The organism is Microcystis sp. M44BS1 (assembly GCF_020244875.1).
GTDB lineage: Bacteria > Cyanobacteriota > Cyanobacteriia > Cyanobacteriales > Microcystaceae > Microcystis > Microcystis panniformis.
Window position 1 is genome coordinate 1 of sequence record NZ_JADBVM010000269.1, and the last position, 12814, is coordinate 12814.

Here is a 12814-nt window from a genome sequence, read left to right on the forward strand (position 1 = left end):
CAGGTTGGGTTTTCTCAAACCAGTTTTGCAAAACCTTGATTTTAGTTGGTCTTTTTGGTGTTTCTGGTGCTGGTTCAGTGGTTGGGGTTGTGGTATGATCAAGGGTGTCTGTGGCTGCCCAAACTACAATTTCCACGTTTCCGGGGGGTAAATTCAGGGGTTCGGTAATCAGCAAGTTACCAGATTGATCAATTTTTCCTTTGAGTTTGTATGCTTGCATGATGTTTTTTATGATACTCTGTTTTTATATCATATCATAGTCAACAAAATTCACGCTCTAAATTTGGGTTTAAATTATGATAACTACACTGATCGAACGAGAAGCAGAACCAATTTTAATTAGTGACTTAACCTGGAGAGAATTTAAAGCTGTTGAACAGCTGATCGATCGCCCAGGGTTAAGGTTATCTTTTTTAGATGGAGTTTTGGAGATTAGAAAAATGCCGGGTAAAAAACACGAAACTATCAAAAAACGTATTGCCTCTTTAGTAGAAATTTATTTAGAATTTTTGGGATTAGATTTTACTCCTACTGGTTCTATCACCCTAGAAAATGAATTTGAAAAGGTTAAAAGAGAAGGTGATGAATCCTATGAATTGGGAGCAAATAGAAAACATCCTGATTTAGTGATTGAGGTGGTTGTTAGTAGTGGAGGAATTAATAAACTGGAAGCATACAAACGGTTACAAATTCCTGAAGTTTGGTTTTGGATGAATGATGAGTTACTGTTTTATAGTTTAGGGAATGAGGGATATGAGGCTGTTAGTAAATCGCAACTTTTACCGAGTTTAGATGTAGATTTATTAATGCGTTGTATTGGTATAGAAAATCATGCTCAAGCACTGCGGGAATTTAGATCAGGGATAAAAATTATTGAATCAACATAACCATATAAAATGCTGATTTTTCCGCCTATCTAAAGATTATGGGTTAACTTAACAGTTGCAGAATGCCAAGAGTTAAATTCTCAATATTCCAGCAAAAGGGAACAAGTTTTTAACCGTTTCATCGCCTCCGTATTATTAGAAGAAAGACGAGCCGGTAATATTTCTGCTTGGGAAGGAATTAGAATTGTAAGAGAAAGAATTTAATAGCAATATTAATCCTTTAAAAGACAGTATTTTTGAGAAAATGCTCTCATTTCATCAACTCAATAACCAATCTAGATGATCCTGTAAACATTGCTTGAGGTCGTAGCGTTGCTTGATAGTTTCCCTCGCATTTAAACGCAGATTTTGCCAACGCTGGGGATAATTTAACACTTCATCCACGCGATCGGCTATTTGTTGGGGAGAAAAGAAATCCACTAATAAACCATTTTCCCCATCAGTAATTAATTCTCGCACGGGGGGAGTATCGGAACCAATCACCACGCAACCCATGGCCATGGCCTCTAACATTGACCAAGAAAGCACAAAAGGACGAGTAAGATAGATATGGGCTGCCGATGCCTGTAAAACCTGTTTATATTGACCGTAGGGCAGAGAACCGGTAAAATGCACCCGGGATAAATCCAAAGAAAGGCTTTCTAACATCAATTGTTTATAGGTTTTGCCGTCCGGTAGAGTTTTCCCATAAGCGACCCGATCCTCACCGACAATCACCACATGACAGTTAGGCCGACGGGCTAAAATTAGGGAAACAGCCGTCATAAATTGGGGAAAACCGCGATAGGGTTCCATTCCCCGGGTTGCATAGGTGACAATCTCCTTAACACCGGATAAATCTAAACCTATCTCTGGAATCACTAACTGCACATCGGGACGGGGACAGAAATAGTCCGTATCGATGCCATCGTGTAAAACCGTCAGTTTCGGGTGAAATTCGGGGGGAAATTGTTGTTTTTGCCAGATAGTCGGCGATAAACCTCGATCGCAACTGACCAGATCGATCAGGATTGGCGCATTTTTAATTCTAATCCGGGCCTCGGCATCAGCATTAAGGGGATCCGCCGGATCAAAATCAGCATCGGAACCATGGGCATGATAAAACCATTCAAAATAGGCTAAAAACTTAGTTTTCGGGAAAATATCCTTGATAAATAGGCCCGGCCCCCAGCCAGAATGTGCATAGACAATATCGGGATAAAATCCTTGATTTTTCAGTTGTTGGCAAACAGCATAAACCGCTTGACCTTGTAAAACCGCACTTTCCAGGGGACGGACATAATGATGGGTTTGGGGAGAAACAGCGCGACTTTCCTTGTAAATAAATTTTTTTACCCCCGCTATCTCTCCCTCTTGCCGGGTAGTGCCGAAAATCACTTGATTTCCAGGTTTTTGAGCTAAAACCGTGATTAAATGGCGAAATTGGGCGGGAAAATTGGAATGAAGGAATAAAAATTTCATCGCGGGTAAAGGTTTAGAAAAAGCGATCGCTAATCGTACATTGTCCCTGAAAACGGAGCAGATGATCGCATAATACCAAAGCCATCATCGCTTCCACCATCGGGACCGCTCGGGGTAAAACACAAGGATCGTGTCTTCCTTTGGCTGCCAGGGTGGTTTCTTCCCCGGTGCGCGTCACGGTTTTTTGTTCTTTACCGATAGTTGCGGTGGGTTTAAAAGCGATGCGGATAATAATATTTTCACCGTTACTGATTCCCCCTTGGATACCCCCCGAACGATTGCTAGTGGTGCGAATTTCCCCGTTATCATCGATAAAATACTCGTCATTGTGTTCGCTGCCGGTTAAGAAGGTTCCCGCGAATCCCGATCCGATTTCAAATCCCTTACTCGCGGGTAAGGACATCATCCCCTTAGCTAAATCGGCTTCTAGCTTATCAAAAACGGGTTCTCCTAGACCTTTCGGCACATTTCTGGCTACACATTCCACCACACCGCCGATCGAGTCCTTATTCAGGCGAATTTGGTCGATCAGGGCGATCATTTTGGCGGCCGTTTCCTCGTTGGGACAACGCACCATATTACTTTCCACCTCGTCGAGGGTGACGGTGTTGGGGTCGATGATTGCCTCAATATCTTTAATTCGCTTCACATAACCGATAATCTCGACATTATAGACAGATTTAAGGATTTTTTTAGCGATCGCTCCTGCGGCCACCCGGCCGATGGTTTCCCGGGCCGAGGATCTGCCTCCTCCTTTCCAGTTGCGAATGCCGTATTTTGCTTCGTAGGTGGCATCCGCATGGGAAGGTCGGAATTTCTCGGCCATTTCGTTGTAATCTTGCGAGCGAGCATCCTGATTCCGCACTAAAATAGCGATCGGTGTACCGAGGGTTTTGCCCTCAAAAACGCCCGAAATTATCTCACAAATGTCATTTTCCCGACGCGGGGTCACGATTCTGCTTTGTCCCGGTTTGCGACGGTCTAAATCGATTTGTATCTCCTCTTCGGAAATTTCTAAGCGCGGAGGACAACCATCGATAACCACTCCTACCCCACCCCCGTGAGATTCTCCAAAAGTGGAAACCCGAAATAGTCGTCCGAAAGTGTTACCCATAATCTCAATGTCTATTAAGCCTCAAGGTTTTATTGTACCTGAACGGTTATCGGTTTTTCGGGAATAGGGGTTGGGGGTTGGGAATTATGAATTATGAATTATGAATTATGAATTGGGTGGTGGGGTGGTGGGGAATTTAGCCGAAATTTCCCCATCTCCCTATCTCCCTAAATCCCTATCTACTGTCTTCAGGTTAAGCTCCCAAAAAAAGGCTATTCTTTACCTTATATAGCCTGGCGAAAATTTGATGACTTCCTTGTTGGTTCACACTTACCCTTCTCTTGTCAAGGGTATTTTAATTAAACGTTACAAACGCTTTTTTGCCGATATACAATTGGACAACGGAGAATTAATTACGGCCCATTGCGCTAATACCGGACCGATGACGGATGTATGCGTAGAAGGTCAACCGGTTTATCTTTCTCGCAGTGATAACCCGAAGCGAAAATTAGCTTATACCTGGGAGATGATTCAACTGGGGGAGACTTGGGTGGGAGTTAATACCAATCTTCCTAATCAGGTGGTGAAAAATGCCCTGTTGCAAGGATTTTTTCCCGATTTGGTCAAAAATGACACCGAAGTGCGATCGGAAGTGGCCTACGGTCAAAATAATGGCAGTAGAATTGATTTTTTGTTGACCCATGGTGATAATTCCCTCACCTATATCGAGGTTAAAAATACCACTTGGAATCAGGGAGAAACGGCACTTTTTCCCGATACTGTCACCACGCGAGGACAGAAGCATTTACAGGAATTAATGGCTTTATTGCCGGCAGCGGAAGCGATTATGCTCTACTTTATCAATCGCGGTGATTGTGACCGATTTGCTCCGGGGGATAGTAAAGATGCTAAATACGGGCAGTTATTGCGTCAAGCAGTGGCTAAAGGAGTCAAGGTTTTACCCTGTCGCTTCCAAGTGACACCCACGGGAATTTATTATTTAGGTTTAGCAGAATTGCAACTGTGAAACCAGTGGTTTAGAGGGGCCAGCTTTTGACAAAATCCCCTAGACCGCAACTGACCTTGAAAAGCTTAGAGACACAGTTACCTGTGCCTCTAATGGGGATTTTGTCGATACATATTTGGGGTAATTTGTCAAGGTTTTTGGTAACTAATTCCGTGGCGCATTTTCTCTAATTTCTGTTGCACCTGAGCATCGAGAGAATGGAATAAAAAACGCCCTTTGGGACTTTGAGAAGAACTCTGGGATTGTCTCAGACGACGACCGGTTAAATCCACCTCGATTTCGAGACGTTGAGCGGAAATCCACTGGGCCCCATAACCCATAACGGTCATTTTTTGGGCATTATCAGAGGTGGCGACGATAATCCGTCCGATAGCTGGGGCGCGATCGTGCCAAAAATCGGCACAGGTTTTCTCGATATAGGTGTCGGCGGTTTGAGCGTGAGCGGTAAAATAAACCGATAAATGGTTAGTGTAGCGTTCCTGGCTGCCGGGGGTATCTTGAAGGTAGGAATCGAAAACGATTTGGGTTTGATAACCCTGATGGTGGGTGTAACCGATTAGGGTTTCAATTAACTTGTCTCGCGCCGGTTCGAGACCGTGGCGATCGCTAATTTTTTTCAGGGACGGCCAAGCGCCGATGACGTTGTAGCCGTCAACCAGCAGAAGGGAACGATCAGATGAATTAAGCATGGCTTTGAGAGTAATTGGTGTAGCATTAAGGGCAGTTCTAAAAAACAGCATCTTAATGATATTAACAAAAAATTTAAGATTCTACTGCCGCACTTGCCAATAATCTCGCTTTTAATTCTAGGGGATTTCCCTGATCCGCTACCTTGCCACCCTCTAACAAAAATGCTCCATCGCTGTAATCCAATTCATCAAGGCGATGAGTCACCCAAAGGGCTGTAATACCTCGGTTTTTGACCAATTTCTGCACTTGAGAGACTAATTCTAACTGAGTATCCCCATCCAAAAGGGCGGTGGGTTCATCAAAGAGCAAAACCTCGCAATGACGAGCTAAAGCCCCCGCAATGGCGATTCTTTGCTTTTGTCCGCCACTGAGAGCATAGATCGGTCGTTTTTCCATTTCTAATAAATTCACCGCCCCTAGGGATTCCCGCACTCGCGCCCGAATTGCCGGCGTGGATAAACCCTCGGATACCAACCCAAAGGCCACATCTGCCCCCACTGTTGGCATAACTAACTGATGGTCGGGATTTTGAAAAACAAAACCGAGGGGGTTAGGTATCTCTATTTCCCCGCGACTAGGTTTTAATAATCCCGCTAAGAGCCGCAGCAGGGTTGATTTACCGCTGCCATTTGTCCCCAACAACATCCAAAATTCCCCTCTGGGAACTTGCAAAGAGCAGCCATTTAATACTGATTTCCCATTCGGCCAGCTAAACCAGATATCTTTTACTTTTATAGTCATGAATTATTAGCCTTTTCAGTTATCAGTTATCAGTTATCAGTTATCAGTTATCAGTTATCAGTTATCAGTTATCAGTTATCAGTTATCAGTTATCAGTTAAGCTAAGACTTATTTTAACCGCTTATTCTTAATGATCAGCCGAATCTCCTCCAATCCCTTTACTGTTGCCTCTTGCCGTTCGGCTGATCTCACGGCCGAAGCCTATTGCCTCGTCTCAACAAGCAATTTAAATTATGAACAGCTTATCAGTTATCAGATTTGAGTTTGGAGTAGAAAGTGTTATGTAGGCGGTTGCCGTTTTCTTGTCACTGATTACTGATTACTGCTCACTGATAACTGATGAAAGAACTATTCTGTGGCTAAAGCGACAAACCCCGGCGCTCTGCCGGTGGAGGCAGCCCCGGATTTTTGTGAAACAATCACCGCACTGATCTGATCGCTAAAAACCGCCACCTTTTTATCGGTTTGTTTTTCGCAGGTTAATTCTAATAATTCGGGATTCGGCGATCGCATAGCGTTAGTAATTGTTTGATACAAAGCGTCTGCTCCTGCTTCTTCCTTGCGCTGCAAGGAAATGGGGATGGGGGAGAGTTTCAGGGTAATATCGATCGAATACATAGTTTAGCGTTCCCTTCCAAAAAACAAGTCAAAAACCATTGTATAGCAGGGGTTGGGTGTTGGGGGTTGGGGTATTAGGGTTTTGGGGTATTAGGGTTTTGGGGTATTAGTTGAAATTCCCCGGCATTGCTGAATCAAGATATGAATCCTAATTCTGCACATATCCGCAAGTTAGTTTAGTCTAGGAGTTACGCACTGTACAAATTCACCATGATGTGTATGAACGAAAATCCGTCGTTTCAGACTTTTGGCGATTAACTTCTGCTCGATAGCGATCGCTGAAAAGTCATCAAAAAATCACGTTAAAATGCCCGAAACCCATACCTCATATTTGGTCGATCCTGTCAATGCGTAAGTCCTATAGTCCTAGGTTTTGAAAATTGCCTAGGAGGTGATTCATACTTAAAATCAGCAACGCCAAAATAGTTTGTAGGTTGGATTAAATGTCTTGAAGCACAACACCCGATCATAGAACTCCACACAATTAATTATAATCATCCCATAAGGGATATTTTGTTGGGTTTCGTTCCTCAACCCAACCTACAAAAACGGCGATCGCACTACCTTCTAGCTGACTTGTCCCCCTCTCAGGTTAAATACTCCATACCAATGATGTATTGCTAACCACCCGACTGATAACAAACCTGCTAAACTCAAGGTTAAACCACTAAAGGGAATTAATAATGCAAATACTGGTAAAATTGCTCCAGCAATAGTACAAATAATGGCGGCTAAAGCAGCGTGACGATTTGCACCTAAACCATAGATGAAACCGAGTAAAATCAAGGATATGATCAACCAAGCTATTTCTGCATTCATTACTCGCGCCAGATAGGTTAAAGTTAATAAGCAAGCAAAGAAAATACCCGCAGCAATCGCCAAATTTTTTAAACTCATGGGTAGGGACAAATATAAAAGCAATATCCACCACAAAAATAAGGCTGGTGCTAACAGTAATAACCGGGGCATAATCCCAGTTTTTCCTATTGGTTTGGTGGCAGTAAATACACCAAAGGGATTTCTTACAGAAACATTCTCATCGAATATCCAAGTAAATTGGGTACTGTCACCATCACTTTTAATTTCATGAGGAACTATCCCACTAGCAAAATCAGCATTTCTAAAATTAGCAATTGTTGTGAGGCGAAATTGAGAAAGTAATTGATCAGTGGCATTATAAACCCAACGTGGTCCACCTTGTGCTTGATAGCTAACTTTAATTGTGGTTTCTTGTCCTGGTTCTAACTGCAAGGGAAAACCATAATCTCCAGGGTTTATTTGTTTTAATCTTGTTCCATCTCTTTCTACTTTATAACTAGAAAGTAAGGAGTAGCCTAAGGGTGGTGGTGCTTCAAAGAAAAAACTATTAACATCACTTAGTGAATTGACAATTTTATAATCAGCAGTGTAATCTATAAGATAAATGGCACTGCGACTTTGCACGTTTACACTTTGGTCAATTTTAACTTGAATGTTTGAACCTGCTACGTTTAAATAGCGAGTAACTTTTTGTTTATCTGTCACCTTGACTATTTTGCCGTTAACTTGAGTAGTATAGCTATAAGGTTCTTCGACGATGTAACGCACTTGGGGCGCAATTTGTTCTAATTTATCACCTGCGACACTTTCCGCTACTTGTGCTACTTTTGCTTGTTCCCAGTAATGGTAACGGTTGCTTAAAGTAGAAGTGAGGAAAAATCCCGTAACTACTAAAATTAAAATTAGGGCTAAATGTTGTAGTTCTTTGAGAAGTTGGGAATAACGAATCGACCATTCCCCAAAGAAAATAGCTTGTTCGCTGGTGTTGCGTCTCAGAGAAAAACTGATGAGAGCGATCGCAACTCCCAAAGCTACAATTAAAAACGCAAACAATAGTGAACCTTGAATTAGTTGCGTACCAAACTTGATTAATTCCTCAGGATGTGTTAAATCTGGTAATCCTGGAATACCTTGAGCAATAGGAGACATAGGTAAATATGTAGATGTTCAGATATTGAAACAACTTGACAGATATAATTTCCAAAAGTTTCTGCAAAAATACTAGGAAAACATTGTTAATATTTTAGAAGTCAGGAGTCAGTCCTGATGAAAAAATTTTCACCCCCACAGATGAAAGCAGTAAATGTGTTCATAACCGATACCTAATTTCTAGGCTGACCAGAATACAAAATAATTATGACATGAATAGATAAGGGGAGCGCTAACAAATCTTGGTGCGTTCCCAGGAATTTATTGACGGAGTAATTAGGCGTTTTCGTGGGGAACGCACCCTACAGCTACAGCGATGGCTAATCTTGGTAATGATAGCGACAGGAAATAATTGTTAGATAATGATCATCGACAACATAGACAAGACGATTAGCTTCATCCGTACGGGACCAAAAACCTGACAAATTCTCTCTCAAGGGTTCAGGTTTACCGATTCCTTCAAAGGGATTGGATAGAGTATCTTGGATCAGCAGATTGATTCTTTTCAGGGTTTTCTTGTCCTGAGATTGCCAATAAAGATAATCTTTCCATGCTTTACTACCCCAAGCCAACTTACGCATCGATTAAATCATGTTCTTGTGTTTTACCTGCTTGATATTCTGCGATCGCTTCTTGCAAATGTTGAGCATTAGCTGGAGAGCTTAAGAGATAAACTGTTTCCATCAGACTGTCATAATAACTTTTAGACATGATAACAACATCTTCTGTATCTCCTCTGACAATGAAAGTACAGTTTTTATCATTGGCTACTGTATCTATTACAGATTTAAAGTTTTTTCGGGCTTCACTAAAGTTGACAATGTTGACGCTCATCAGAGTTGTACATGGTTAAGTACAATTGTCATTATAGTTCTGTCTAAATCTGGTCGGCAAAACCCGAAAGCTTCGGGGAACGCACCCTAAAGATGCGATCGCTTGCTCAAAGTCCATAATCTTGGTGCGTTCCCAGGAATTTATTGGCGGAGTAATTAGGAATTGCATCAGGGAACGCACCCTACAATATCTGCGATCGCACTATGGAGCGCAGCGGAATTGCCGTCCAGTGCAGCGCATTGTTGGGAGTCCATAAGTCTTTTGATCAGAGCATTACTCATGAGAATTGCTTTTTGGTGATCATTTTGTGCAATACTAATTACTTCTTCAGCATCTTCATCACTGATCATTTCAAATTGTTTCTGGCTTGGACATAGGCTATCATTCAAATCCCTTGGTTCAAACTTGTCTAATTCATCACCATAACTTCGTTTATTGATTTTTATTATTTCCTGTCCAATATCACTGAGCAAATACACAAATAATTTATTAATACATTGTTCTCCGAATTTATTTGGATAAAAGGAATGAAAGCAGGTAAAATTTATTGCTGTTGTGAAATTGCGTATTACTTTTAACCTGCCCCTGCTAAAGACACCGAATAAAATTGGAGCCGGTTTTCTCTTTTCAATTTTGTACCAGGTGTTCCTTGTTTTTGTAAGATACCTCCCATGGTATCCCAATTTTTCGCCTTCTTTTATGTAATTTCGTATTTCAGAGTTGTCGTGGTCTTTTACATCTAAACAATGGACTGGCTTATCCTCATTGTATAGTATATTAAAATCATGCTCAGTAAATACTGCTTTGCGGATTTGAGAGCTTTTTGTAATACACTTACAAATATTGTTATCACTCAACTTCCGTTGCTCAATTTTTGATTTTTTTAACGCAAAAAATTCATTTGCGCCAGTAGCAATACCTCTCGTAAACGTACCGTATAGGGACAACTTACAGAAGCCATTTGGAGATACTTGTTCAGTGAACAATGATGAAATAATAGGTGTCCACTTTTGGTTGTATGGTAAATTCGATGGTTCGATTTCCCACTGATAGAATTTACTAATATCAGATATTTTATCTATTTCATCACTTTTTTTGATCTGTAAAATTTTAATGGTTTCTTTTTTTCCGTCATTTTTACAAAGAAGCACACAAACAGTTGTAGTTGCATCTGGGAAAATTTCTTTTTCATTGTCAAAGATTATTATTTGCTTCAATAAATGATTTTCAAGGAGACTTTTTTTTATTTCTTTTCCGTAGCCAGTATTAAAAAATTCAAAAGGCATAATATACGCCAAGTTACCATTGATTTTAAGTTCTCTTAAAGACTTGACAAGGAATACGGAAGATATATTAGAATAACCGATAAGTTTCTTCCCTATTTTTTCTTCAATTTTTGGTAATATATCATGACGCTTAAGAAATTTCTGAAATCGCATATATGGTGGATTACAAATGATACCGTCAAATTTTTCAGTTTCAGCTTCGAGGTAATCACTATTGATAACTCTCAAATAAGGACTGTCACCCTTAGGATTAAGAAACTCAAATATATTTCTATCAATCTCATATCCAAGGAAATGTACTTGATTACCTGAAGGTATTTTTATTGCTTCATCATAAAAAACGCCTAAGCCAAACGCTGGGTCTAATACTGTTTCTGGATTATCTTTTAAAACCCACTGTACCATGAGGCGAGCAACGCACATAGGTGTAAAAAACTGACCGTAATCCTTCCTATGATTAAGTGGAGTTTCAGCTATATATTTTAACTCACGCATTAATAACATCCCTTAGAAATATTTTATTATCAAGGTATCCCTTGCCGCCTGCAAAAGTGACATAAAAAAGCAGACGACCCCTATCTAATTCTTTCAGAGCCGATTTATGTTCAGGCATATCAATTTTCCCAAGGACTTCTTTCCCAATTTGCACATTGATCTTGATCGTAGTTTTGCCTTGATTTTTTATATCTCTTTCTATTGAAAAATTATTTCCATCATTGTTATCGTTTGAAACCAGTGCCAAAATATCTTTAAATGATATTATATATGCCTTGTCAAAAAATACTTGTAGATAAAAATGCTTGACATTATATTTCTGAATCCACCTGTTGACCAAGGCAACATCTTCAATTTTTGGGGTAATGCCCAAATAATCGCGCTTGTGCAGTATTTTTATATTTTCTTTGAGATTCTTCAGTAATTCAGTTAGATTTCTTAACTCTTTTGTTGATGACCATGACGGACAACGAAAGTCTAATTCTCTAAAGGTGTCATCTGTAGCATTTGACATTAGATTGTAAATTGTCTGGTTTTTTCGCATTAATAGATCACCAAGGTCGGTATTGATTATGTCTTGTCTAATTTCTTCGCATTTTTTAATGGCCCGATCTTGTCTGTCCCGCATGAATGCCGCATATTTGTCTGCTAAAAAAGAACTTGATCTTACTTCAATCGCAGCCACAGCCTGTCTTATATGCTGATCATTTTTAATGTCAATACTTCCATCCGGAAAGTCTCTGACCTTAAATATCAAGATATCTGGCCTCTTACCTATGGCATTAAGTTCACTCTGATATTCCATATAGAAATCAGCAAATCCATCATCACCTGCGGCTATTGATTCGGAACGCCCATATTTAACAGCAAAATAATCACCAGAATATTCATTGACTGCCTTAAAGACGATTGTTTCAGCCCAATCACCCTGTTCCTTGTTTGTGAGAAATTCGGAGTTAGCCATTGTTGGGGGCTTTCCAGTCATTTGTATTTCAGTATCAATCTCAAGTGGTGATTGCTTTATCAGGTTCAGAATATCATCTTTGTACATGAATTCTCCTTCTTGTTCAGCCCAGCCATCAATTATACCGCCTCCTGCGGTCGAGCAACCCCCTCTATTATAGTATCCCACTTCCATCGGTCTAACACCCCCTAAATAAAACCTAAATACCGCACTGCGGGGTTTAATCACCTCAATTTAGGGATAATTACCGCACAGAGGGGTCTAGCATTCCGCTCAAGACGTGAAGACGACAATACCAAGCAATTGAGGCGGCATATCTCCCCAAATCCCCATCTCCCCCCGCAACGCGCACGAAGTGGTCTCCCCCCGCAACGGCGGTTCGACAAGCTCACCGTCCGCTCGACTGAGCGTTCGACAAAAGCTCACGCCGAAGTCTTTGCCGAACGTCGCGCAGCAAGTGGTCTGCCGAAAAAATTTTAGATTTTTTTAAGATCGACCTAAAAAATCTTGGCCATTTTTCCCAATATAGTGTAAGTTAAGAAAAGTAAAGATTTCTCACAATTCTTCTACACATCTGCTGGCCTGCTCGGATAGATGGAGAAGAGAGCGCGGAATCTTAGCAATAATATACATTTTTCGGAGAAAACCCCCATGACCATTGCTGTCGGACGCGCCCCAGAAAGAGGGCTGTTTGATGCTCTCGATGACTGGCTCAAAAGAGACCGTTTCGTCTTCATCGGTTGGTCTGGTTTACTACTCTTCCCCTGCGCCTTCATGGCCCTAGGTGGA

At 41.0% G+C, this 12814-nt stretch carries 13 protein-coding genes and 1 pseudogene; 3 read left to right on the forward strand and 11 right to left on the reverse strand.

All coding sequences use genetic code 11. The annotated features are described in order from the left end of the window. The coding region (locus IM515_RS20455; protein WP_287629539.1) for a hypothetical protein at positions 1–220 on the reverse strand (220 nt) is incomplete at its 3' end. A 76-nt stretch (positions 221–296) separates the two neighbouring features. Between IM515_RS20455 and IM515_RS20460 the strand changes: the two genes are divergently transcribed. Next, positions 297–887 carry a Uma2 family endonuclease gene (locus IM515_RS20460; RefSeq protein ID WP_287629542.1) on the forward strand — a complete coding sequence of 197 codons (591 nt, stop codon included), beginning with the start codon at positions 297–299 and terminating at the stop codon, positions 885–887. A 258-nt stretch (positions 888–1145) separates the two neighbouring features. Here IM515_RS20460 and IM515_RS20465 read toward each other — a convergent pair whose 3' ends face one another. Together IM515_RS20465 and aroC are read right to left on the reverse strand one after the other, a co-directional pair. After that, entirely contained in the window at positions 1146–2348 is a 1203-nt protein-coding gene (locus IM515_RS20465) for a glycosyltransferase family 4 protein (protein WP_287629544.1), read from the reverse strand. Between the two features lie 13 nt (positions 2349–2361). Then, a complete protein-coding gene (gene aroC, locus IM515_RS20470; RefSeq protein ID WP_287629546.1) occupies positions 2362–3462 on the reverse strand; it encodes a chorismate synthase in 1101 nt (366 codons plus the stop codon). 247 nt (positions 3463–3709) lie between these two features. Here aroC and sfsA point away from each other — a divergent pair, with 247 nt between their 5' ends. Continuing rightward, positions 3710–4429 (forward strand): DNA/RNA nuclease SfsA, encoded by a 720-nt coding sequence (sfsA, locus tag IM515_RS20475; RefSeq protein WP_287629548.1) that lies wholly within the window; start codon positions 3710–3712, stop codon positions 4427–4429. A 128-nt stretch (positions 4430–4557) separates the two neighbouring features. On the opposite strand, the gene IM515_RS20480 is transcribed toward sfsA, so the two are convergent. The 8 genes from IM515_RS20480 to IM515_RS20515 all read right to left on the reverse strand — a co-directional run bounded on the left by IM515_RS20480 (position 4558) and on the right by IM515_RS20515 (position 12253). Further along, entirely contained in the window at positions 4558–5169 is a 612-nt protein-coding gene (locus tag IM515_RS20480; RefSeq protein WP_287698161.1) for an NYN domain-containing protein, read from the reverse strand. A 22-nt stretch (positions 5170–5191) separates the two neighbouring features. Further along, a complete protein-coding gene (locus IM515_RS20485; RefSeq protein ID WP_287629551.1) occupies positions 5192–5860 on the reverse strand; it encodes an energy-coupling factor ABC transporter ATP-binding protein in 669 nt (222 codons plus the stop codon). A 348-nt stretch (positions 5861–6208) separates the two neighbouring features. After that, entirely contained in the window at positions 6209–6478 is a 270-nt protein-coding gene (locus tag IM515_RS20490; RefSeq protein ID WP_287629552.1) for a UPF0367 protein family, read from the reverse strand. Positions 6479–7045: 567 nt separating this feature from the next. Then, positions 7046–8446: a UbiA family prenyltransferase gene (locus tag IM515_RS20495; protein ID WP_287629554.1), complete on the reverse strand. Its 1401-nt coding sequence runs from the start codon at positions 8444–8446 to the stop codon at positions 7046–7048. 320 nt (positions 8447–8766) lie between these two features. After that, the gene (locus IM515_RS20500; protein WP_002765923.1) at positions 8767–9027 is read right to left on the reverse strand and encodes a Txe/YoeB family addiction module toxin; all 261 of its coding nucleotides are present in this window, start codon (positions 9025–9027) and stop codon (positions 8767–8769) included. Next, complete coding sequence (locus tag IM515_RS20505; protein ID WP_287629556.1) at positions 9020–9280, reverse strand: type II toxin-antitoxin system Phd/YefM family antitoxin; 261 nt, start codon at positions 9278–9280, stop codon at positions 9020–9022. The genes IM515_RS20500 and IM515_RS20505 overlap by 8 nt, the downstream gene beginning before the upstream one ends. 167 nt (positions 9281–9447) lie before the next feature. Beyond that, a complete protein-coding gene (locus tag IM515_RS20510; RefSeq protein ID WP_287629559.1) occupies positions 9448–11061 on the reverse strand; it encodes an HsdM family class I SAM-dependent methyltransferase in 1614 nt (537 codons plus the stop codon). After that, positions 11054–12253 (reverse strand): AccI family restriction endonuclease, encoded by a 1200-nt coding sequence (locus IM515_RS20515; protein ID WP_287629560.1) that lies wholly within the window; start codon positions 12251–12253, stop codon positions 11054–11056. Before IM515_RS20515 ends, IM515_RS20510 begins: the two co-directional genes overlap by 8 nt. A gap of 423 nt (positions 12254–12676) precedes the next feature. Here IM515_RS20515 and IM515_RS20520 point away from each other — a divergent pair. Beyond that, positions 12677–12814: pseudogene (locus tag IM515_RS20520) on the forward strand (photosystem II D2 protein (photosystem q(a) protein)); the annotation flags it as partial.

What these genes read in the sequence shown, in the direction of transcription:
- IM515_RS20460 (WP_287629542.1), top strand. Translation starts at nt 297, where the DNA reads ATGATAACTACACTGATCGAACGAGAAGCAGAACCAATTTTAATTAGT.
- IM515_RS20465 (WP_287629544.1), bottom strand. Translation starts at nt 2,348, where the DNA reads ATGAAATTTTTATTCCTTCATTCCAATTTTCCCGCCCAATTTCGCCAT.
- aroC (WP_287629546.1), bottom strand. Translation starts at nt 3,462, where the DNA reads ATGGGTAACACTTTCGGACGACTATTTCGGGTTTCCACTTTTGGAGAA.
- sfsA (WP_287629548.1), top strand. Translation starts at nt 3,710, where the DNA reads ATGACTTCCTTGTTGGTTCACACTTACCCTTCTCTTGTCAAGGGTATT.
- IM515_RS20480 (WP_287698161.1), bottom strand. Translation starts at nt 5,169, where the DNA reads ATGCTGTTTTTTAGAACTGCCCTTAATGCTACACCAATTACTCTCAAA.
- IM515_RS20485 (WP_287629551.1), bottom strand. Translation starts at nt 5,860, where the DNA reads ATGACTATAAAAGTAAAAGATATCTGGTTTAGCTGGCCGAATGGGAAA.
- IM515_RS20490 (WP_287629552.1), bottom strand. Translation starts at nt 6,478, where the DNA reads ATGTATTCGATCGATATTACCCTGAAACTCTCCCCCATCCCCATTTCC.
- IM515_RS20495 (WP_287629554.1), bottom strand. Translation starts at nt 8,446, where the DNA reads ATGTCTCCTATTGCTCAAGGTATTCCAGGATTACCAGATTTAACACAT.
- IM515_RS20500 (WP_002765923.1), bottom strand. Translation starts at nt 9,027, where the DNA reads ATGCGTAAGTTGGCTTGGGGTAGTAAAGCATGGAAAGATTATCTTTAT.
- IM515_RS20505 (WP_287629556.1), bottom strand. Translation starts at nt 9,280, where the DNA reads ATGAGCGTCAACATTGTCAACTTTAGTGAAGCCCGAAAAAACTTTAAA.
- IM515_RS20510 (WP_287629559.1), bottom strand. Translation starts at nt 11,061, where the DNA reads ATGCGTGAGTTAAAATATATAGCTGAAACTCCACTTAATCATAGGAAG.